The organism is Salmonella sp. SAL04196 (genome assembly GCF_046550835.1).
Classification (GTDB): Bacteria; Pseudomonadota; Gammaproteobacteria; order Enterobacterales; family Enterobacteriaceae; genus Salmonella; species Salmonella enterica.
This window is the reverse complement of the sequence record NZ_JBGDXE010000003.1, coordinates 152,390-174,138: the sequence shown is the minus strand read 5'-3', so window position 1 is coordinate 174,138 and position 21,749 is coordinate 152,390. Positions and strand designations below refer to the sequence as shown.

The following is a 21,749-nucleotide window of genomic DNA, read 5'->3' as shown; positions in this document are numbered from 1 at the left end:
TAGGCCTGATAAGCGAAGCGCCATCAGGCAAAAGTGTGAGCATCTCATTCGGCCTACGGTCATCTGTAGGCCGACTGTTCACCATACGCCCTTAAAACGTTTCCCAATTATCGCTGCCATCGGCCACAGCGGCCTTTGGTGACGACACGGCTGCCGGGGTTTTTACCGCTGCCACTTCACGCGCACGCTGCTGTTGCTGTTGAATACGGAACACCGCGACGGCCTGGGTCAGACGGCTGGCTTGCTCTTCCAGCGCCGCAGCCGCGGCGGCGGATTCTTCCACCAGCGAGGCGTTCTGCTGCGTTACGCGATCCATCTCCGCTACCGCCAGGCCCACCTGGTCGATACCACGGCTTTGCTCGTCAGACGCCGAGGCAATCTCGCCCATGATATCGGTTACGCGGGTCACTGCATTGACGATCTCATCCATGGTTTCACCGGCGCTTTCGACCAGCGTCGAACCTACATCAACACGGCTCACGGAATCCTCAATCAGACTCTTGATCTCCCGTGCCGCCTGCGCGCTACGCTGGGCCAGATTACGGACTTCACCGGCCACCACCGCGAACCCGCGTCCCTGCTCGCCTGCGCGCGCCGCTTCTACCGCCGCATTCAGCGCCAGGATATTGGTCTGGAAAGCAATACCGTCGATTACGCTGATAATATCGGCGATTTTCTGCGAACTGGAGGCGATATCGCGCATTGTTTGTACGACGTTATCCACCACTTTGCCGCCTTTTTGCGCTGTTTCAGAGGCGCTCAATGCCAGGTGACTGGCCTGACGGGCGTTTTCGGCGTTCTGTTTCACGGTCGCGGTCAGTTGTTCCATACTGGCTGCGGTCTCTTCCAGAGACGCTGCCTGCTGCTCAGTACGGGAAGAGAGATCGTTGTTGCCCATCGCAATCTCGCTGGCGCCACTGTAAATGGCGTTGGCGCCATTGCGCACATCGCCCACGGTACGCACCAGTTCGCTCTGCATATGACGTAAGTTGTCCGCCAGTTGCCCCATTTCGTTAGAGCCTTCCACATCAATACGTTTCACCAGATCGCCGCTGGCGATATGGCGAATGCTTTCAATCAGACGATTCATCGGGGCGATAAGCGACAGTTTGATGCCGAACCAGACGGCGATAATGACCACCAGAACGGCAATCAGCACACTGACCAGTACCCACATCGCCTGGTTGTAGGAACTGTTGTTATCCTCAACAGCAATATCGTACAGACGATCGTTTTGCTGCATATAGGCCATGTACTGCTTCTCAAAAGCGTCCTGATAGCTTTGAGTCGGTTGATCAAAAAACTCGTTAATCTTACCCGCGCCAAGAAGCTGAATAAGCTCCGCCAACGCGCCGTGGTAGATATCATAGGTTCGTTTGATCTCAAGGAAAGCCGCCTCGCTCTGACGTGGATCGCGCGGTAACGACTCATACTGCGCCCAGTTTTTTTCGGTGAGCTTCAGCGCATTGGTCGCCCCCTGCATCAGTTCAGCGACAGTTGCGCCGCTGCCAATATTGCTCTGGTCCATCATCCAGCGGATACCCGCGCGATTCAGGGTATTACGCGTTTGCAACAGCTCCACCCAGGTTGAATTCAGGGCAGACTGCTGCTGACGAATGGTTTGCAATACGGTGAAGTTTTCTTTGTCATTCTTCAGCGAGTTGAAGAACAGCCCGCCGGATGTCAGTTGTAAAAGGCCAAATAGCGCCAATACCAGCAGTAAGCTGGTAACAATTTTAATTCGCTTTAACATGTTTTCTCTTTCCGCTAGACAGATACAGAATTTTCGGCCTGGAAAGGGAAAACTTTATGGGATGCGCGCCATTAATATCACGATTAGCTCAGTTAAGTCGTTATGACGCCCCGCGCAACAAGGATCGTCCCATTTTATATCGTGATCTCAATCACATAAAATAGCCCACGCCCTCCTCCGCGAAACCGCTTACCGGTACGTCCGACCGCTTAAACCGCCATACAACCACTCACTGATTTACCTAACTTTACGCGCGCGATGATCTGGCAAGATCCTCTCAGCATAGCAGTCAATCTACCTCCTCAAACACGAACTCAATGTCCACCCAGCTTCGGCTGATAATTAAACTTACAACCAGGTTTTACTATGGATACGAAAAAGATATTCAAGCACATACCCTGGGTGATTCTCGGAATCATCGGTGCTTTCTGCCTCTCGGTCGTTGCCCTACGTCGGGGTGAACACGTGAGCGCCCTGTGGATCGTGGTCGCTTCCGTTTCCGTCTATCTGGTGGCTTACCGCTACTACAGCCTGTATATCGCCCAGAAGGTCATGAAACTCGACCCGACGCGCGCGACGCCGGCGGTTATCAATAACGACGGCCTGAACTACGTGCCGACTAACCGCTACGTGCTGTTTGGTCACCACTTCGCCGCCATCGCCGGCGCAGGTCCGCTGGTCGGGCCGGTATTGGCCGCGCAGATGGGCTATCTGCCGGGGACGCTGTGGTTGCTGGCGGGCGTGGTGCTCGCGGGCGCAGTGCAGGACTTTATGGTGCTGTTCATCTCTTCCCGCCGTAACGGCGCCTCTCTTGGCGAGATGATCAAAGAAGAGATGGGTACCGTTCCAGGCACCATCGCGCTGTTCGGCTGCTTCTTAATCATGATCATCATCCTCGCGGTGCTGGCATTAATCGTGGTGAAAGCGCTGGCCGAAAGCCCGTGGGGCGTCTTCACCGTCTGCTCAACGGTACCGATTGCGCTGTTTATGGGCATCTACATGCGCTTCCTGCGTCCGGGACGCGTAGGCGAAGTCTCCGTTATTGGTATCGTGCTGCTGGTGGCGTCTATTTACTTCGGCGGCGTGATTGCCCACGACCCGTACTGGGGCCCGGCGCTGACCTTTAAAGACACCACCATTACCTTCGCGCTGATCGGCTACGCCTTTGTTTCCGCGCTGCTGCCGGTATGGCTGATCCTCGCCCCGCGCGACTATCTCGCTACCTTCCTGAAAATCGGCGTGATCGTCGGTCTGGCGCTGGGGATTGTGATCCTCAACCCGGAACTGAAAATGCCGGCATTGACGCAGTATGTCGACGGTACCGGCCCGCTGTGGAAAGGCGCCCTGTTCCCGTTCCTGTTCATCACCATCGCCTGTGGCGCCGTCTCTGGCTTCCACGCGCTCATCTCTTCCGGCACCACGCCGAAACTGCTGGCCTGTGAGACCGATGCGCGTTTTATCGGCTACGGCGCGATGCTGATGGAGTCCTTTGTTGCGGTGATGGCGCTGGTGGCGGCCTCGATCATTGAACCGGGTCTCTACTTCGCGATGAACACCCCGCCGGCAGGTCTGGGCATTACCATGCCAAACCTGCACGAGATGGGCGGCGAGAACGCGCCGCTGATTATGTCGCAGTTGAAAGACGTTACCGCACATGCAGCGGCGACCGTCAGCTCCTGGGGCTTTGTGATTTCCCCGGAACAAATCCTGCAAACGGCGAAAGATATCGGTGAACCGTCAGTATTGAACCGCGCAGGCGGCGCGCCAACGCTGGCAGTAGGTATCGCGCATGTGTTCCACAAAGTCCTGCCGATGGCGGATATGGGCTTCTGGTATCACTTCGGTATTCTGTTCGAAGCGCTGTTTATCCTGACCGCACTGGATGCGGGTACCCGTTCCGGCCGCTTTATGTTGCAGGATTTGCTGGGTAACTTCGTCCCGTTCCTGAAAAAAACCGATTCTCTGGTCGCGGGTATCATCGGTACCGCAGGCTGCGTCGGTTTGTGGGGCTATCTGCTGTATCAGGGCGTGGTCGACCCGCTGGGCGGCGTGAAGAGCCTGTGGCCGCTGTTCGGTATCTCTAACCAGATGCTGGCCGCCGTGGCGCTGGTGTTGAGCACCGTGGTACTGATCAAAATGCAGCGCACCAAATACATCTGGGTGACGGTAATCCCGGCGGTATGGCTGCTGATCTGCACCACCTGGGCACTGGGCCTGAAACTGTTCAGCGCCAACCCACAGATGGAAGGTTTCTTCTACATGGCAAACCTGTATAAAGAGAAGATTGCCAACGGCACCAACCTGACCGAGCAGCAGATTGCCAACATGAACCATATCGTGGTGAACAACTACACTAACGCTGGTTTGAGTATTCTGTTCCTGGTGGTGGTGTACAGTATTATCTTCTACGGTTTCACCACCTGGGTGAAGGTACGCAACAGCGATAAACGTACCGACAAAGAAACCCCGTATGTGCCCGTGCCGGAAGGCGGCGTGAAGATCTCTTCACACCACTAAAACTGATGCCGGGTAGCGCACAGCGATCCCGGCTAGTGTAGGCCGGATAAGGCGCAAGCCGCCATCCGGCTTTATTCATTAACAGGACGGCAGAATGTTTGATACTTTAGGTCAGGCAAAAAAATATCTCGGCCAGGCGGCAAAAATGTTGATTGGTATTCCGGACTACGACAACTATGTCGAGCACATGAAAACCAACCATCCCGACAAGCCGTACATGACCTATGAAGAGTTCTTCCGCGAACGTCAGCAAGCACGTTACGGCGGCGATGGCAAAGGCGGTATGCGCTGTTGTTAATGGAGAGACTATGACCCCGATTGCAGTTACCCTACTTACCGGTTTTCTTGGTGCCGGCAAAACCACCCTACTACGCCATATCCTCAACGAACAACATGGTTTTAAAATCGCCGTTATCGAAAACGAATTTGGCGAAGTCTCCGTTGACGATCAACTGATTGGCGATCGCGCCACACAGATCAAAACCCTGACTAACGGCTGCATCTGCTGTACCCGCTCCAACGAGTTGGAAGATGCGCTATTAGACCTGCTCGACAGCCGCGACCGCGGCGATATTGCTTTCGACCGCCTGGTAATTGAATGCACCGGCATGGCTGACCCCGGCCCGATTATTCAGACCTTTTTCTCCCATGACGTATTATGCGAACGCTACCTGTTAGACGGCGTGATTGCGCTGGTCGACGCGGTGCACGCTAACGAGCAGATGAACCAGTTCACCATCGCCCAGTCGCAGATAGGCTACGCCGACCGTATCCTGCTGACCAAAACCGACGTGGCAGGCGACAGCGAGAAACTGCGCGAGCGGCTGGCGCGTATCAACGCCCGCGCCCCGGTTTACACCGTGGTACATGGCGATATTGACCTGAGTCAGTTGTTTAATACCAGCGGCTTTATGCTGGAAGAGAACGTGCTGGCAAGCCAACCGCGTTTCCACTTTATTGCCGATAAACAGAACGATGTGTCGTCAATTGTGGTGGAACTGGATTACCCGGTGGATATCAGCGAGGTTTCGCGGGTGATGGAAAACCTGCTGCTGGAATCAGCGGATAAACTGCTGCGTTACAAAGGGATGCTGTGGATCGACGGCGAACCCAACCGCCTGCTGTTCCAGGGCGTGCAGCGTCTCTACAGCGCCGACTGGGACAGACCGTGGGGCGACGAAACGCCGCACAGCACGCTGGTATTTATCGGGATCCAGTTGCCGGAAGACGAGATCAGAGCGGCATTTGCGGGGTTAAGGAAGTAAACGGGCGCAGAAAAGCCGGGCCGCACAGGAGATTGTATGCCCCTTATCCGAGATATTCACCAACGCTTCTGGCGTCTGCCACAACTGCCGTGGCTGGAACTACGTACCACCAGTGAAAGCCGTCAGGCCTATAAGCGCCACAGCCACCCACAACTGTCGCTGGGCGCAATCATCGCCGGAGAAACCCGCTGCATCAGTAACGGGCAAGAGTATCTGTTACGCCCCGGCGAGCTGATCCTGATCCCCCCGCAATCTCCACACAGTTGTAACCCGCTCCACGAGCGACCACGCAGCTATCATATGCTGTATCTCGATGCGGACTGGTGCCTGACGCAGCTCCCCCATTTGCCGGCGAATAGCCGCCTGCATACCACGCAGCCACAGTTGCAGAACCCGCAGCTTTTCCAGCTTTATCAGCAAATTGTGACGTCTATTACTCAGCAGCAAACCGCCGGACTTCCGGCGCTTATTATCCACCTGTTGCGCGCCCTGCCGCTACAAAGCGCCGACGCCGAACCGCCATGCGCCATCAGCCGCCAGTTGGTTGCCCGCTTAGTCAGCAACCTTCAGGAACCGCCGACGCTGGACACACTGGCGCAGGAGTTTGCGCTCCGTAAGGAGACTCTGATTCGCACTTTTAAGCAGGATACAGGCCTGACTCCTGTCAGCTTTACCAATATGGCCCGCATTGAATATGCCCGGCACCGATTGCGCGCCGGGGACGATATTGCCGATGTTGCCTATCAGACCGGTTTCGCCGATCAAAGTCATTTCCACAAAACCTTCGTCAGCTACACGGCGGCAACGCCGCGTCAGTACGCGCAGAACAGATCAATATCCGACAATAAATAGCGCATCCGCAGGTATAGGCTGACCTCAGTATCATCACTGAGGTTACTATGGAACAGGTTACAACGTTATTTCCTCCGGCGTTTCCCGCACTGGCGCTGGCGCATTTTATGGCGCTGCTCAGCCCGGGTCCGGACTTCTTTTTGCTGGTCGGTTACGCCGTACGCTATCGGCTGCGCGGTAGCGTCGGGCTGTGCCTCGGCATTGCGGCGGGAAATGGGCTCTATATTCTGCTGGTGGTGATTGGGTCAGGGCTACTACGTCAGACGCCGCTGCTCTTTACCATCATCGAGCTATTGGGTGCCGCCTACCTGCTATGGGTGGGCCGTCAACTGTTGAAAAGCCGCGCCGGGCCGCTGGAGTGGCGGTACGCCGCATCGGCATGTCCGTCACTGGCAAAACAACTATTACTGGGGCTAGGTTCATCGCTGTTGAATCCGAAAAATGCTCTGTTTTATCTGGCGCTAATGACCGCCCTGCTGGGCCCAAACGTGACCGTTACACAGCAGGCCATATGTGGAATCTGGATGACCAGCGTAGTGTTACTCTGGGATCTGCTGCTGATAACGCTTATCGCCCTGCCGCAAATTCAACGTCGCTTGGGTAATCTTGTCTGGAAAATCGAACGCGCCGCCGGCGGCATTCTGATCGCCTTTGGCTGCTGGATTGTGTGGCAGTTCATTACAAGTTAAATAGATGGGGGGCAGCTTTATACGGTGGTCAACGTTGCCCGGGCAGATGAACATGGTCTGCATCATTCGAACCCTTTCCTTCTTATAATGCCGACGCCGCCATAAATTAACCTGCCCCCAGAAACCAATAAAGCGACTAAATAGCCGCTTTATTCTCATCACCAAATATAATATCACCTCTCATCCAGCGGCTTATTTTCATTGATTTTCAGCTGGACTTTTCTTTTGCAAGATGCGCAAATTGCTGTAACAGCGTCGGATGGCGCTAACGCTTATCCGACCTACGGCCCGCTGCCCGGTAACCACCTGCTGTCGGGCTTATAACATATCTCACCTCCAAAAGCCCGATTTCCGCTTTTATCTCTTTTCACATAACGTATGATAGTGCGCAGAAAATTCAGGAGGGATCCATGAGCGATATCCAGCTTTTCCGCCTCGGTGGCGGGAAAGTACAAGAACTGCCGGGCAAAGCCGCAGCCATTGAAAAAGATCTGCAAATGCTGATCGAATCCCATATGGAAACGTTCCTTGGCGTCCGCTTTCTCGAGACCGAATACCACACGGGTAAAACCCATCGTGGGCGAATTGATTCCCTCGGCCTCGATGAAAATAACTGCCCGGTGATTATTGAATATAAGCGCCACAGCAATGAAAACGTCATTAACCAGGGGCTCTTTTATCTCGACTGGCTACTCGATCATAAAGCGGAATTTCAGTTGCTGGTGATGGAAAAAATAAGTAAAACCGCGGCCAAAGCCATTGACTGGTCCGGCACACGGTTAATCTGTATTGCCGCCGATTTTAATAAATACGACGAACATGCCGTTCAGCAAATCAACCGCAATATCAACCTGATTCGCTACAAGCTTTTTGCCGACGACCTGTTAATGCTGGAACTGGTTAACGCCGTGGTCGAAAATAGCCCTCAGCACATCATCGCGAACGGTTCCGTCAGCAGCGGTAAACGCCATACCCGCACGCAGCGCGAACAGCTCTCTTCGGCCTCTCCCGCGCTGCTTTCATTATATGAACAGCTAAAAAGCTATGTGCTCTCACTCAGTGATGAGGTTCAGTTTAAAGAGCTTAAGCTCTATGACGCCTTCCACCTCATTCGTAACTTTCTGTGCGTGGCCGTTTATCCCGTGACCGACCCACACCTACGCCTGTGGCTGAAAATCAATCCACAGCATATCCAGCTTGAAGAAGGATTTAGCCGGGACGTCACGCATATTGGCCACTGGGGAACCGGCGACGTCGAATTGATTGTGCGTGACGAACACGATCTGGATAAAGCCAAACTGCTGATCGAGAAAGCCTGGCAGGAAAATTAGCGTTCCAGGATACCCGCCTACTGGAGAGGTTAAGATAAGATTATCCAGCCTTTCCAGTTTTACTGACTCTTATCTGTTATTCCACATCCTTCTTTTCCAACCCAATATCCCTTAACTGTTCGTCACTCATTCGCCGCAGCGCCTGACAGGCCCGCTTACGCAGCCACCATCTTTTTAGCGCCCGTCTGAGCTGCACAAAGCCAATAAATGGTTGTCTGGGGCGGTTCTCGTAAAATTCCATATCGGCCTCCGCATAGAACAGAAAATGCGGGCATCATGAATGTCTGTACAAACAATACCGGGATAAAAAGCACGGTTAGTGCAACGTGGATAAATAAGGAGGGCGATTGAGGGTGTTTTGTTCGCTTATTTCGTTCTGATTTAAGATCCGCGTCCTTCGCTGCAAAAAAGCCAGGCCCCTCCCGTTTTCAGAGGGGCAACAGGGATTAGCGGCGTACCACTACCAGCTTCTGGTTCACAAACTCCTTAATCCCCAGATCCGATAGCTCGCGTCCGAAGCCCGAACGCTTAACGCCGCCGAACGGCAGCTCCGCTGCGGTGTCGGTCAGCCAGTTGATATAAACCATCCCGGTTTCAATCCGGGAGGCCATGCGTTTAGCGCGCTCAATATCCTGACTAAACACCGCGCCGCCCAGGCCGTAGTGGGAATCGTTGGCGAGTTTTACCGCCTCGTCATCGTCTTTCACCACATACATCTGCGCCACCGGGCCGAAGAACTCTTCAAAGTACGCCGGGTTGTCACGCGTAATATTGGTCAGAATCGTCGGCTCAAAGAAGTTGCCTTTGCTTTCCAGCGGCTTGCCGCCAACGTGCAGCGTCGCGCCATTTTTCACCGCGTCCTCGACCTGTCTGGTCAATGTTTCCAGCGCATCTTTCGACGACAGCGGCCCCAGTTCGGTAGAAGCGTCCATCTGATCCCCCACCTTCACCTTCCTGAACGCCTCGGTGAACTGGCTGAGGAATTGATCGGCGATTTTCTCATGTAGGATAAAGCGTTTCGCCGCCGTACATACCTGCCCTGCATTAGTGAGTCGTGCCTGCACGCCAATTTTCACCGCTTTCTCAAGATCGGCATCGTCCAGCACGACGAACACATCGTTCCCGCCCAGTTCCAGCGTCGATTTTTTAATGTGCTTCGCCGCCTGTGCCGCCACGGCGCTCCCCGCTTTTTCAGATCCGGTCAGCGCCGCGCCCTGCACGCGCGGGTCGGCGATGATGTTCGCCACCTGATCGGAGGAAATAAACAGGTTGGTCCATGCGCCGTCCGGCGCGCCGGCTTCACGCACCAGATGGGCAAATGTCTCGGCGCAGTGTGGTACGATGCTGGCATGTTTCGCCAGCACCGGGTTACCTGCGGCCAGGTTCGGCGCCAGCACACGCATCAACTGATAGTACGGGAAGTTCCACGGCTCAACGGCCATGATGACGCCAATCGGATGATGTTCTACCCACGCGTCGCCAAACTCGGTTTTATAAGGCACCGGGGCAAGAAACTGCTTCGCGTTATCCGCATAATAGCGAGCGATCTGCGCGCACAGTTTGACTTCGCCACGGCTCTGCTCGATGAGCTTACCCATCTCCTGGCTGGCGATTTTTGCCAGTTCTTCAACACGGCTGTCGATCAAGTCAGCCAGTTTATGCAGTACCGGCAGACGTTGGTCAATCTCTCCTTTGGACCAGTCGGAGTGATAGAGCGCGTCAGCTTTTTGCAGCGCGGCTTCAATATCCGCGTCCGTGTCCGGGGGATACTCTTTAATGAGCTGATTATTGGCAGGATTCACTGTCTGGTAAGCCATATCACATGTCTCCTTGTTATCGTCATTAAGGCAGCCGTAAATGCCGCTCAGAACAATAAGGGTAGTAGAGATGGCTGGCGCTATCGGTAAAGTTCGGTATATTCGTGCGGTTATCAGCGATAATTATAGAGAGCGTTGCCCGGCGATCACCGGGCCTGCAACATTCAGACTGGAACCGCGTTAGTGGCTAACATCCTGAAGCTCTTCAGCCGTAAGGCCGGTGAACCGCTGGACAGTCTCGCGGTCAAGTCCGTCCGCCAGCATCTGTCTGGCGATACGCAATGCGGCAACGTGCTGACCTTTTTCCAGCCCTTTTTCTAATCCTTCCTCCAGACCGACCTGTCTTCCTTGCCGTTCCCCTTTTCTGCGATCCGCTGCGCGGATCCTCTCTATCAGCGTCATCAGTCTCTCCTTAGTGTGCGGGACATGCCCTACCACATCACGAATAAACGTGGTGAAACGAGGCGTATGTCCGTGCTGAATCATAAGATAATTAAACAGCGCTTTAAGCTGCCTGTCATTAGCGCAACCAGTAACTAACAGCGAAGCAATCCGTTCAACCAGTCCCAGCAGGTCGCGCTGGCGGATATGTTTTTGGATGAGCTCCAGCAGCGCAATGCGGCGGTGCTGCATAATGTCATCATCCGATACCACCGTTATATCGACCAGCGGAAAGGCAGCGGCATAGAGTCTTCTTGCCACTTCCGGGTTCGCAAACTCATCCAGCCAGCACAGCGAAAAAGGATACGGGCTATCAACACCGTGATAAAACAACATCGGCACCACCAGCGGAAGATGCTTATGCCCCGCATCCAGATGCTGCTGCATCGCCGCCATCGCATACCGCATCAGCCGGAACGCCATATGCGCATCCGGCGTGCTCTGATGTTCAATCACGACGTAGATATAACCGTCGCCCTCGCGCGTTTTCAGCGACCAAAGCACATCGGAATAATAGGCTCGCAGATTTTTTTCAATAAAACTGCCGGGCTCCAGCTTTAGCGTCCGCAGGTCGCAAAGCTGGCGTAACGACACCGGCAGATGAATCTCCATAAAATCGCGGGCGGTTTCCGGGTGGCGCAAAAAGGTTTTAAACACCGCATCATGCGGTGTTGAGGTCGTCGATTTTTTCATGGCGCTCCGTCACCCCAAACCAGGATGCTGCGACTCTACCTCCTGAAAATTCCTTTCTCATCCGTACCTTTTCAGCATTGCGAGGCGCGACGGAAGATAAATCCTGTTATCTGTAATGCACATGCATTTTCGGAACTGAACACGCAAAATACCAGCCTGCGCGCCCTGCCTTTATCTTTATTAACCAGACAAACTCTTTTGATTAACATCAAAATTTAATTACACTTAATGTGTATATTTTCCGTGCAACGTAAATTTCCCGAGGTGTGATGTGCTGATTGTTATCTGTAATCGCCACACGTTCTGACGAGATTCAGAACGCGTCTCTTCCTGTCTGTGTTTTCACCGGCAGCGTTTTTGATTACATGAAATTCAGTACATCCGCAGCCGCTGTTTCCATCGCCTGCCTGACGTCACGATGACGGTATTGAGTTTCGCTGTCCCATCATGGGGTTCTCCGACATGGAGCGCATTTTTTATGCAACGGATTATTCAGTTTTTCTCCCAACGCGCCACAACGTTATTTTTCCCGATGGCGCTGATTTTGTACGATTTTGCCGCCTATCTGACGACGGATCTGATTCAGCCTGGCATCATTAACGTCGTGCGCGATTTTAATGCTGACGTCAGTCTTGCGCCGGCCTCGGTCAGTCTCTATCTGGCGGGCGGAATGGCGTTGCAATGGCTTCTGGGGCCGCTATCCGACAGGATTGGCCGCCGGCCAGTGCTGATCGCAGGGGCATTAATTTTTACTCTCGCCTGCGCGGCAACGCTGTTGACGACCTCAATGACGCAGTTTCTGGTTGCCCGTTTTGTGCAGGGCACCAGCATTTGCTTTATCGCAACGGTCGGCTACGTCACGGTACAGGAGGCTTTCGGTCAAACCAAAGCCATTAAGCTGATGGCGATTATTACCTCCATTGTGCTGGTCGCTCCGGTTATCGGCCCGCTCTCCGGCGCCGCGCTGATGCACTTCGTTCACTGGAAGGTGCTGTTCGGTATTATTGCGGTGATGGGACTGTTGGCGTTGTGCGGCCTGCTGCTGGCGATGCCAGAAACGGTGCAACGCGGCGCGGTGCCGTTCAGTGCGGTGAGCGTACTGCGCGATTTTCGTAATGTGTTTCGCAACCCGATTTTTCTCACCGGGGCGGCGACGCTGTCGTTGAGCTATATCCCGATGATGAGCTGGGTGGCGGTGTCGCCGGTGATCCTGATCGATGCCGGCGGGATGAGTACTTCGCAATTCGCCTGGGCGCAGGTGCCCGTATTCGGCGCGGTGATCGTGGCCAATATGATCGTTGTGCGCCTGGTGAAAGATCCGACCCGACCGCGTTTTATCTGGCGCGCCGTACCAATTCAGTTAAGCGGGCTGGCAACATTACTCCTCGGTAATCTTCTTCTGCCGCACGTCTGGCTTTGGTCTGTGCTGGGCACCAGCCTGTACGCGTTCGGCATTGGAATGATTTTCCCGACGCTGTTTCGCTTCACGCTTTTCTCCAACAACTTGCCAAAAGGGACGGTTTCGGCCTCGCTGAACATGGTGATTCTGACGGTGATGGCGGTGTCGGTCGAAGTTGGCCGCTGGCTATGGTTTCACGGCGGGAGACTGCCGTTTCACCTGCTGGCAGCGGTGGCCGGGGTGATTGTGGTCTTCACCCTGGCGACATTATTACAGCGCGTGCGCCAGCATGAGGCGGCAGAACTGGCCGCTGAGAAGTAACTACTCTGCCGGATAGAGGCTTATCCGGCACAGGATAACCTGATGTTTTTTGCACGTTCCTGCCGTCTGGCTCTATCCTTAACCCTATGAATAAAATCGCCGAACTCAAACGCGCCAAACGCCTGGCGCTCTCACTGTTGCTGATAGCCGCCGCGACGTTTGTAACCACGCTTTTCCTGCCGCCCAGTTTCTGGGTGCTGGGCGTAAAAGCTATTGCCGAAGCGGCGATGGTTGGCGCGCTGGCGGACTGGTTTGCCGTGGTGGCACTATTTCGCCGCATTCCCATTCCGTTTATTTCACGACATACGGCGATTATTCCCCGTAATAAAGACCGAATCGGCGAAAATCTTGGGCAATTTGTGCAGGAGAAGTTCCTTGATACGCAGTCGCTGATCGCGCTAATCCGCCGCCATGAACCCGCGCTGCTTATCGGAAACTGGTTCAGCCAGCCGGACAACGCCAGCCGGGTCGGGCAGCATCTGCTGCAAATTATGAGCGGCTTTCTGGAACTGACCGATGACGCCCGTATTCAGCGGCTGCTCAAGCGAGCGGTACATAAAGCGATTGATAAAGTGGATCTTTCCGGCACCAGCGCCCTGATGCTGGAAAGCATGACCAAAAACGATCGTCACCAAGTGTTACTCGATACGCTGATCGCCCAGCTTATCGCCCTGTTACAGCGTGACAGTTCCCGAACATTTATCGCCAGACAGATCATACGCTGGCTGGAGACCGAGCATCCGTTAAAAGCGAAGATTCTGCCGACCGAATGGCTGGGAGAACACAGCGCTGAACTGGTCTCCGACGCGGTAAATTCTCTGCTGGATGATATCAGTCACGACCGCGCGCATCAGATTCGTCATGCCTTCGATCGCGCGACGTATAAGCTGATCGATAAACTTAAACATGATCCGGAAATGGCTGCCCGGGCAGAAAACATTAAAAGTTACCTGAAGGAAGATGAGGCGTTTAACCGTTATCTCGGCGAGATCTGGGCGGATCTACGTCAGTGGTTAAAAACAGATATCAACGCCGAAGACTCGAAGGTAAAGCAGCGCATCGCTCATGCCGGACAATGGTTTGGCGAGACGCTGATCGCCGACGACGCATTACGCGCCTCGCTTAACGGTCATCTGGAACAGGCCGCGCACCGGGTCGCGCCGGAATTCGCCGCCTTCCTGACGCGCCACATCAGCGATACCGTAAAAGGCTGGGATGCGCGCGATATGTCGCAGCAGATTGAGCTTAATATCGGTAAAGATTTGCAGTTTATCCGCGTGAACGGCACGCTGGTCGGCGGCGCTATTGGTCTGGTGTTATATTTACTGTCGCAAATACCGGCACTGCTCAGTATCTAAGAAGGGGAAGGCGCAATTCTCGTTCAGATTAACTGCCAAACCCCGCACGTGGGAGGCATTAATTTAATGTCATTTCCCACCGATGCCCCTCTTCTCAATCCGTTATTCGCCTGCGCTTCACTTTCTTTTCTTGCAAATTTGAAACATTAATTTTACTTTTTATTATCATTTACAACAACAATCCGGCATTCCTGCCTTACTTTAGCAAAGAGAAAAACCATGGTTCATGCTCAGAGCGCTTCACCTCGCCATCCCATTTTTACGGCGCTTTTCGGTATGATGGTATTGACGCTGGGGATGGGAGTTGGCCGCTTTCTGTATACGCCCATGCTGCCGGTAATGCTGGCGGAAAAGCAGCTAACGTTTAATCAGCTCTCCTGGATTGCCAGCGCCAATTATGCAGGATACCTGGCGGGAAGCTTACTGTTTTCCTTTGGCCTCTTTCATCTCCCCTCTCGTCTACGCCCCATGCTGCTGGCTTCGGCGGTCGCCACCGGTATTCTTATTCTGTCTATGGCGATATTTACCCAACCCGCAATCGTCATGTTGGTGCGCTTCCTGGCAGGTGTCGCGAGCGCGGGAATGATGATTTTTGGATCAATGATTGTGTTGCATCATACCCGCCATCCGTTTGTGATCGCCGCGCTCTTTTCCGGCGTCGGGGCCGGGATTGCACTGGGCAACGAATATGTCATTGGCGGTTTACATTATGCGCTTTCGGCCCATTCGCTATGGCTGGGGGCCGGAGCGCTCGCCGGTATATTGCTATTAATCGTAGCAATGTTGATTCCCCCCCGCGCTCATGCGCTGCCGCCTGCGCCCTTAGCAAGAATCGAAAATCAGCCTATGCCCTGGTGGCAACTGGCGCTGTTGTACGGTTTCGCCGGATTCGGCTACATCATTGTCGCCACCTATTTGCCGCTGATGGCGAAAAGCGCGGGCTCTCCGCTACTCACGGCGCACCTTTGGTCGTTGGTCGGCCTGGCGATCATTCCCGGCTGCTTCGGCTGGCTGTGGGCGGCAAAACATTGGGGCGTCCTGCCATGCCTGACCGCGAACCTGTTGATCCAGAGCGCCTGCGTGCTGCTGTCTCTCGCCAGCGACTCGTTGTTGCTGTTAATACTGAGCAGTATTGGTTTTGGCGCCACGTTTATGGGCACAACCTCGCTGGTGATGCCGCTTGCCCGACAGCTCAGCGCGCCGGGTAATATTAATTTGCTAGGCCTGGTGACGCTAACGTATGGTATTGGGCAAATTCTCGGTCCGCTCGCCGCCAGTCTGTCAGGCAATGGCGCGTCGGCAATTATCAACGCCACGCTTTGCGGCGCCGCGGCGCTCTTTTTTGCCGCGCTGATCAGCGCCGCGCAGCAGATAAAACAAAAACGGTTTGTGATACGTGAATAAGCGGTAGAGTAAACTCGCGCTCTCCGCACCGGGTTGTATCTTTAACGCTATTCGCGGCGCAATGCGGATCTGTTTTTAATAGCACATCCTCAACACGTTATTTCAAGTTAAAAATGACACTAAAAACCATGTTTATTTTATGGTTTTTGGTGTTATCAATCTGCCTATTATTTTATATACCCTTCATACTTCAAGTGGCTTATGTATTGGCTACGGATTACCCGGCCCATCCATAGGCCTCGCCCTGACGGGCCGTTGCTCACCCCAGTCACATCGTTATCTATGCTCCTGGGGACTCACTCCCTTGCCGCCTTTAAGCAACTCGAATTATTTTGGCTATATATCCCATTATGATGATTATCGCGCCCTTTCAAATCATCACAATTATAAATAAATCACATCATGAAATTAATTAGATGATTCGTTTTTTATTACCTGCCCGTAGGATTCTTAGGGCGCAAACTGACCCATCAGCGGCTACTGACCTGACCGTGACAATTCCTCTTAAGGCGTGAAAAATTACAGTAAAAAGTAAAATTTAGGTTAAAAAACCCTATTTTTTAACAACGATAATTAAGTGGCGTGAAATTGACTAACGTCAAATTTATTTCCTCTTTTTCCTGCTCCCGGCTCCGGTCTTCGTCAACACCTGTTTCTTTGCTTTTTTACCTCGCGTTATACCGTCCACGGTTCCCCGCGCCTCCGGCAGTAGCGAAGATGGTGATTTTTCGCGCTGCTATGCAAGAAACGCATAGCACGATACATACTTGCATTTTGTCCTTACCCTTATGGCTGATAAGGTCTTTCTGTTTCGGGCTTTTTGGCCTGTGGCTACAACCAACACATCATCAAAAAAATTCGGGGATCGCTATGGCGCAACAAGTGGACGGGGCGGCCATGCCGCTTGATACAGAAAAGGTCGGGATAAAGGGATACCTGGCGTTTTTTCTCACCATTATTTTCTTTTCCGGCGTATTTTCCGGAAGCGAAGGCTGGTGGCGCGTTTTTGATTTTACCGTACTCAACGGGTCATTCGGTCATGTGACCGGTACGCAGACCTTTCGCGGCGCGGGCGGAACGGGCGCGAAAGATGGCTTCCTTTTTGCGCTGGAGCTGGCACCGTCGGTTATCCTTTCTCTGGGTATCATCGCGATTACGGATGGACTGGGTGGTCTGCGGGCGGCACAGCAACTGATGACGCCCATCCTGAAACCATTGCTTGGCATTCCCGGCATTTGCTCACTGGCGCTGATCGCCAACCTGCAAAATACCGACGCCGCGGCGGGTATGACCAAAGAGCTGGCGCAGGAAGGCGAAATCACCGAACGCGATAAAGTGATTTTTGCCGCCTGGCAGACCAGCGGCAGCGCTATTATCACCAACTATTTCTCCTCCGGCGTTGCGGTATTCGCCTTTCTGGGAACGTCAGTCATCATTCCGCTGGTGGTCATTCTGCTATTCAAATTTATCGGCGCAAACCTTTTGCGCATCTGGATTAACATCGAAGAACGCCGTCACCCTGCGCAAGGAGCCCAATCATGACGACTCAGGTACGTAAGAATGTCATGGATATGTTTATCGATGGCGCACGCCGCGGTTTTACCATCGTCACGACCAACCTGTTACCCAATGTCGTCATGGCATTTGTCATTATTCAGGCGCTGAAAATTACCGGTCTGCTCGACTGGGTAGGCCATATCTGCCAGCCCGTGATGGCGTTGTGGGGGCTTCCCGGCGAAGCGGCTACGGTACTTCTGGCTTCGCTGATGAGTATGGGCGGCGCCGTTGGCGTGGCGGCCAGTCTGGCTACCGCCGGCGCGCTAAGCGGCCACGATGTTACCGTACTACTGCCAGCCATTTACCTGATGGGAAACCCGGTACAGAATGTCGGCCGCTGTCTCGGTACTGCCGAAGTCAACGCCAAATATTACCCGCATATTATCGCAGTCTGCGCCATCAATGCGCTGCTGTCGATCTGGGTCATGCAGCTTATTGTTTAATAAGGAGTTATCATGCCTGATTTATCCGCCGCGGAGTTTACCTTGTTACAGGGCGCGCACCTGTTTGCGCCAGAAGACCGGGGCATCTGTGATGTTCTGCTCGCGAATGGCAAAATTATTGCCGTCGGCGCTGACATCCCCGGCGATATCGTACCGGACTGTGCGGTGATTAATCTTAGCGGTCGTATGCTGTGCCCGGGCTTTATCGACCAACACGTTCATCTGATCGGCGGCGGCGGCGAAGCGGGGCCGACGACGCGGACGCCGGAAGTCTCCCTGAGCCGCCTGACGGAAGCCGGGATAACAACGGTCGTCGGCCTGCTTGGCACCGACTCCGTCAGCCGTCATCCCGCGTCGCTGTTAGCCAAAACGCGAGCGCTAAATGAGGAGGGGATCACCGCCTGGATGCTCACGGGCGCTTATCACGTTCCGTCGCCGACCATTACTGGCTCGGTAGAAAAAGACGTCGCGCTGATCGATCGCGTCATTGGCGTGAAATGCGCAGTCTCCGACCACCGTTCCGCCGCGCCCGGCGGGAATCAACTCGCCAGCATGGCCGCCGAATCACGCGTTGGCGGCCTGCTGGGCGGCAAACCCGGTGTCAGCGTTTTTCATATGGGCAGCAGCAAAAAAGGGTTACAGCCGCTGTATGACATCCTGGAAAACAGCGACGTGCCGATCGGTAAACTGCTGCCTACCCACGTCAACCGTAGCGAATCTCTTTTCGAGCAGGCACTGGCGTTTGCGCTTAAAGGCGGCGTGATCGACATTACCACCAGTATCCCGGATCCCGTCGCGCCGGCGGAGGGCATTGCCAGAGCGATAAAAGCCGGCGTCCCGCTTTCCCGGGTGACGCTCAGTTCAGACGGCAACGGCAGCCAGCCGCTATTTGACGCTGCCGGAAATCTGACGGGCATCGGCGTCGCGGGCTTCGAAAGTTTGCTGGAGACGTTGCAGACGCTGGTTAACCACTACGGATTCAGCCTGACCGATGCTCTGCGTCCGCTGACGACCAGCGTAGCCGCCTTCCTCAGTCTGGACGGCAAAGGCGAAATCCGTCCCGGTAACGATGCGGATCTGCTCGTCTTTAGCGCAGATTTACGCATTGAGCAGGTGTATGCGCGCGGCAAACGCATGGTCAATGAGGGGAAAGCCTGCGTAAAAGGTACCTTTGAACCGGCGTAATTCCCGCTAGTTTCAGGCTGCCCCATCACGGCATTCTGAAAGAGGACGGGATAAGCGGTTGTCAGCCGCCCGAATGGACGTAGAATGCCCTTTCGGGCGGCTGACAGGATAACGGTAAATGGATGTAACTGGAGCAGGTTTGCACAATATTGAGACAAAATGGCTGTATGATTTTCTGACGCTGGAAAAGTGCCGCAATTTCTCTCAGGCCGCCATTATCCGCAACGTATCGCAACCCGCTTTTAGCCGGCGGATTCGCGCCCTGGAACATGCCGTGGGCGTTGAACTGTTTAACCGACAGGTCTCGCCGCTACAGCTTTCCGAACAGGGTAAAATCTTTCACTCCCAGGTTCGCCACCTGTTACAGCAGCTGGAAAGCAATCTGACCGAACTGCGCGGCGGCAGCGATTATACGCTGCGTAAAATCAAGATTGCCGCCGCCCACTCGCTCTCCCTCGGCCTGTTGCCGACCATCGTTAAGCAGATGCCGACGCAGTTTACCTACGCCGTTGAGGCGATAGATGTCGACCAGGCGGTGGATATGTTACGTGAGGGGCAAAGCGATTTTATCTTTTCTTATCACGATGAAAACCTGCAACAAGCGCCGTTTGATAACATCCGCCTGTTTGAGTCGAGACTGTTTCCGGTTTGCGCCAACAATGGCCGGGGCGAGCCGCGCTATACGCTTGAGCAGCCGCACTTTCCCCTGCTTAATTACAGTCAGAACTCCTATATGGGCCGGCTGATAAATCGTACCCTGACTCGCCATGCTGAACTGAGTTTCAGTACATTTTTCGTCTCTTCGATGAGTGAATTGTTAAAACAGGTTGCGATGGACGGCTGCGGAATCGCCTGGTTGCCCGAGTATGCTATCCGTCAGGAGATTACTGACGGGCGCCTGATCGTGCTTGATGTCGACGAACTGGTTATCCCGATCCAGGCTTATGCTTATCGCATGAATACCCGCATGAGTCAGGTAGCCGAAACATTTTGGCGCGACCTGCGTGGGCTTCAGGCCGCACTGTAAACACATCAGGCGGTAAGGCGTTGTTCCCCGGTCAAAGAGGCGCGGGTGTCCGGCCAGGACTCATACCAACGAATCGCCGCGCGCACCAGCGACGCTGTGGAATCAATCATCGGGCACGCTATCGCGCGTTCATGTCCGGCCACAATAAGCGGAATTTCGGTACACCCCATAATAATTGCCTGCGCGCCACGGGCAATAAGGCTATCGATTTGCGGCAGCAGCAGCGCTTGCGCCGCAGTTTTATCGCCACGTTTAAGCGTATAAATAGCCTGCATTACCAACGCCTGCCCCGCGTCTTCTGGCTGAATTAACGTCAGCCCCCGCGCCAGAGCTTTCTTTTGATATAACCCGGTCGCCAGCGTCGCATTGGTCGCCAGCAGACCAACGTGCCGCGCCGATGGCGGAATATCCCCCAGGGTAGCGTCCAGAATGCTGATCATTCGCGCTTTCGCGACGTTCTGTAAATCATCAAACCAATAATGCGCAGTGTTGCATGGGATAACGATACACTCCGCCCCGGCGTCTTCCAGCATATGCAGATAACGCTCCAGATAACGGAATGGTGAAGGCCCGCCGGATAACAGACATGCTGTACGATCGGGAATATCAGGGATAGAGCTGACAATGAGCGGGATATGTTGTTGATCACAACTGGCATGTCGTAATTCAACAAATTTTTCCAACATATCCGCCGTTGCCGCAGGTCCCATCCCCCCCAGTATCCCAATGGTGTGTTTCATCGCTTTTCCCGCTTATTTACGTCAAGGTCAGAAACACACTATCAACTTGATGTGTATATAAAAAATGCCGTTTTATTAGCGGCTATGCGTAAAAATCATAACGGGTGTAAGGGCCACGCGTTATCGCCTTTTCAGGCAATCGATTGGTTACATAAGCGCTCTTCGACCTTCGCAAGCCACTAAATGCCATTTCGCTATACAGCATCGCCCACTGCGAGTCCGCACGCTTGTTTTATCCTCATCGCCACAGCGCCTGTCGGTGAAGGGGCCGCCGTGTTTTGCTTTTCGACGCTAATGCGGGAATATCCCAGCGAATATGGCTATAAACCAAATCCACGGTCTCCGTGGCGCTGCCTTCGGCGTCGCCATGATTGCTCATGCGTGAAATCCGCACATTGGTGAGCGTATAAATAATAAATGGCAGCATTGCGCCCTTATCACGACGGCATAATGTCAGCACGCCTTCTTTCACCGTTTTCCCGTTACAATAGTGCTCATAGAGGCCAGGCGTAGCAAGATCGACAGGCTTTGTCAGCGTCAATCCTCCAATATATGTCCCTCTCGCTTCGCCGGACTCCCGTTTCGTCGGGTTGTGGTTGTAAGCAATAAGTTTTATTTGGTTTTCAAAACCTTTGATCCGGCTTTCGCCTTCAATACCGTCCAGTTTTAAATAGATGGCGTCCATCCCCCCTCCGTGATTATCATGCGGCAAAGCAGGCTGACAAGGACGGAACGCCAACAATGAAAGAACGTTCCATTTTCCAGCCATTTCGTTGGTGTCTCTGTATACCAGATTAAATACCGACAATCTGCTATAACTGGATTCTTGCTAAATACCTTCTGCCATCAACAATCCATTTTACAATAGCGCTACTGACCTGAAATCTATTACGCCTGGCATTCAAGCATCGTTTCCTGAATAACCATAGCCGCTATAAGAACCATATCAAAAAAGAA

Annotated in this window: 21 protein-coding genes; 15 read left to right on the top strand and 6 right to left on the bottom strand. The window is 53.8% G+C overall.

Annotated elements, in window-relative coordinates:
* Positions 1–91: 91 nt before the first annotated feature.
* Positions 92–1,753 carry a methyl-accepting chemotaxis protein gene (tsr, locus tag ACLJPE_RS13615; protein ID WP_000919521.1) on the bottom strand — a complete coding sequence of 554 codons (1,662 nt, stop codon included), beginning with the start codon at positions 1,751–1,753 and terminating at the stop codon, positions 92–94.
* A 366-nt stretch (positions 1,754–2,119) separates the two neighbouring features.
* On the opposite strand from tsr, the gene btsT reads away from it, so the two are divergent.
* The 6 genes from btsT to ACLJPE_RS13585 all read left to right on the top strand — a co-directional run bounded on the left by btsT (position 2,120) and on the right by ACLJPE_RS13585 (position 8,407).
* Positions 2,120–4,270: a pyruvate/proton symporter BtsT gene (gene btsT / locus ACLJPE_RS13610; RefSeq protein WP_023233299.1), complete on the top strand. Its 2,151-nt coding sequence runs from the start codon at positions 2,120–2,122 to the stop codon at positions 4,268–4,270.
* 94 nt (positions 4,271–4,364) lie between these two features.
* Positions 4,365–4,568 carry a YbdD/YjiX family protein gene (locus tag ACLJPE_RS13605; protein ID WP_000460616.1) on the top strand — a complete coding sequence of 68 codons (204 nt, stop codon included), beginning with the start codon at positions 4,365–4,367 and terminating at the stop codon, positions 4,566–4,568.
* A gap of 10 nt (positions 4,569–4,578) precedes the next feature.
* Positions 4,579–5,535, top strand: a complete 957-nt coding sequence (gene yjiA, locus ACLJPE_RS13600; RefSeq protein ID WP_000187838.1) for a GTPase — start codon at positions 4,579–4,581, stop codon at positions 5,533–5,535.
* Between the two features lie 36 nt (positions 5,536–5,571).
* Positions 5,572–6,387: an AraC family transcriptional regulator gene (locus ACLJPE_RS13595; RefSeq protein ID WP_023214705.1), complete on the top strand. Its 816-nt coding sequence runs from the start codon at positions 5,572–5,574 to the stop codon at positions 6,385–6,387.
* 47 nt (positions 6,388–6,434) lie between these two features.
* Positions 6,435–7,076, top strand: a complete 642-nt coding sequence (locus ACLJPE_RS13590; RefSeq protein WP_000438687.1) for a LysE family translocator — start codon at positions 6,435–6,437, stop codon at positions 7,074–7,076.
* Positions 7,077–7,486: 410 nt separating this feature from the next.
* Complete coding sequence (locus ACLJPE_RS13585) at positions 7,487–8,407, top strand: DUF5655 domain-containing protein (RefSeq protein ID WP_001280241.1); 921 nt, start codon at positions 7,487–7,489, stop codon at positions 8,405–8,407.
* Positions 8,408–8,483: 76 nt separating this feature from the next.
* On the opposite strand, the gene yjiS is transcribed toward ACLJPE_RS13585, so the two are convergent.
* The gene (yjiS, locus tag ACLJPE_RS13580; protein WP_000397916.1) at positions 8,484–8,648 is read right to left on the bottom strand and encodes a DUF1127 domain-containing protein YjiS; all 165 of its coding nucleotides are present in this window, start codon (positions 8,646–8,648) and stop codon (positions 8,484–8,486) included.
* Here yjiS and ACLJPE_RS13575 point away from each other — a divergent pair.
* Positions 8,615–8,758: a hypothetical protein gene (locus ACLJPE_RS13575; protein ID WP_031601813.1), complete on the top strand. Its 144-nt coding sequence runs from the start codon at positions 8,615–8,617 to the stop codon at positions 8,756–8,758. The genes yjiS and ACLJPE_RS13575 overlap by 34 nt on opposite strands.
* Before the next feature lie 95 nt (positions 8,759–8,853).
* Here the strand turns inward: ACLJPE_RS13575 and ACLJPE_RS13570 are convergent, their stop codons facing one another.
* Positions 8,854–10,224, bottom strand: a complete 1,371-nt coding sequence (locus tag ACLJPE_RS13570; protein ID WP_023251659.1) for an NAD-dependent succinate-semialdehyde dehydrogenase — start codon at positions 10,222–10,224, stop codon at positions 8,854–8,856.
* A gap of 40 nt (positions 10,225–10,264) precedes the next feature.
* Here ACLJPE_RS13570 and ACLJPE_RS13565 point away from each other — a divergent pair, with 40 nt between their 5' ends.
* Positions 10,265–10,408, top strand: a complete 144-nt coding sequence (locus ACLJPE_RS13565) for a hypothetical protein (protein ID WP_153247006.1) — start codon at positions 10,265–10,267, stop codon at positions 10,406–10,408.
* Here ACLJPE_RS13565 and ACLJPE_RS13560 read toward each other — a convergent pair.
* The gene (locus tag ACLJPE_RS13560) at positions 10,405–11,358 is read right to left on the bottom strand and encodes an Rpn family recombination-promoting nuclease/putative transposase (protein ID WP_000749994.1); all 954 of its coding nucleotides are present in this window, start codon (positions 11,356–11,358) and stop codon (positions 10,405–10,407) included. The genes ACLJPE_RS13565 and ACLJPE_RS13560 overlap by 4 nt on opposite strands.
* Before the next feature lie 478 nt (positions 11,359–11,836).
* Here ACLJPE_RS13560 and mdtM point away from each other — a divergent pair, with 478 nt between their 5' ends.
* From mdtM to hypT, 7 genes are all read left to right on the top strand, one after another.
* On the top strand, positions 11,837–13,078 hold the full coding sequence (gene mdtM / locus ACLJPE_RS13555; RefSeq protein WP_001188918.1) for a multidrug efflux MFS transporter MdtM: 1,242 nt from the start codon (positions 11,837–11,839) through the stop codon (positions 13,076–13,078).
* 86 nt (positions 13,079–13,164) lie between these two features.
* The gene (locus ACLJPE_RS13550) at positions 13,165–14,436 is read left to right on the top strand and encodes a DUF445 domain-containing protein (RefSeq protein ID WP_001033033.1); all 1,272 of its coding nucleotides are present in this window, start codon (positions 13,165–13,167) and stop codon (positions 14,434–14,436) included.
* Positions 14,437–14,655: 219 nt separating this feature from the next.
* Positions 14,656–15,840: an MFS transporter gene (locus ACLJPE_RS13545; RefSeq protein WP_015406153.1), complete on the top strand. Its 1,185-nt coding sequence runs from the start codon at positions 14,656–14,658 to the stop codon at positions 15,838–15,840.
* Positions 15,841–16,710: 870 nt separating this feature from the next.
* Positions 16,711–17,382, top strand: coding sequence for a nucleoside recognition domain-containing protein (locus ACLJPE_RS13540; RefSeq protein ID WP_000068750.1), 672 nt, complete (start codon positions 16,711–16,713; stop codon positions 17,380–17,382).
* Complete coding sequence (locus ACLJPE_RS13535; protein WP_039513675.1) at positions 17,379–17,840, top strand: YjiG family protein; 462 nt, start codon at positions 17,379–17,381, stop codon at positions 17,838–17,840. Before ACLJPE_RS13540 ends, ACLJPE_RS13535 begins: the two co-directional genes overlap by 4 nt.
* Before the next feature lie 12 nt (positions 17,841–17,852).
* Positions 17,853–19,025, top strand: coding sequence for a beta-aspartyl-peptidase (iadA, locus tag ACLJPE_RS13530; protein WP_039513679.1), 1,173 nt, complete (start codon positions 17,853–17,855; stop codon positions 19,023–19,025).
* Between the two features lie 118 nt (positions 19,026–19,143).
* Positions 19,144–20,052, top strand: a complete 909-nt coding sequence (gene hypT / locus ACLJPE_RS13525) for a hypochlorite stress DNA-binding transcriptional regulator HypT (protein WP_000383512.1) — start codon at positions 19,144–19,146, stop codon at positions 20,050–20,052.
* 5 nt (positions 20,053–20,057) lie between these two features.
* Here hypT and ACLJPE_RS13520 read toward each other — a convergent pair whose 3' ends face one another.
* Both ACLJPE_RS13520 and ACLJPE_RS13515 read right to left on the bottom strand, forming a co-directional pair.
* Positions 20,058–20,792, bottom strand: a complete 735-nt coding sequence (locus ACLJPE_RS13520; protein WP_000683243.1) for an aspartate/glutamate racemase family protein — start codon at positions 20,790–20,792, stop codon at positions 20,058–20,060.
* A gap of 238 nt (positions 20,793–21,030) precedes the next feature.
* Positions 21,031–21,561, bottom strand: a complete 531-nt coding sequence (locus ACLJPE_RS13515) for an Hcp family type VI secretion system effector (RefSeq protein ID WP_000907671.1) — start codon at positions 21,559–21,561, stop codon at positions 21,031–21,033.
* Positions 21,562–21,749: the final 188 nt, after the last annotated feature.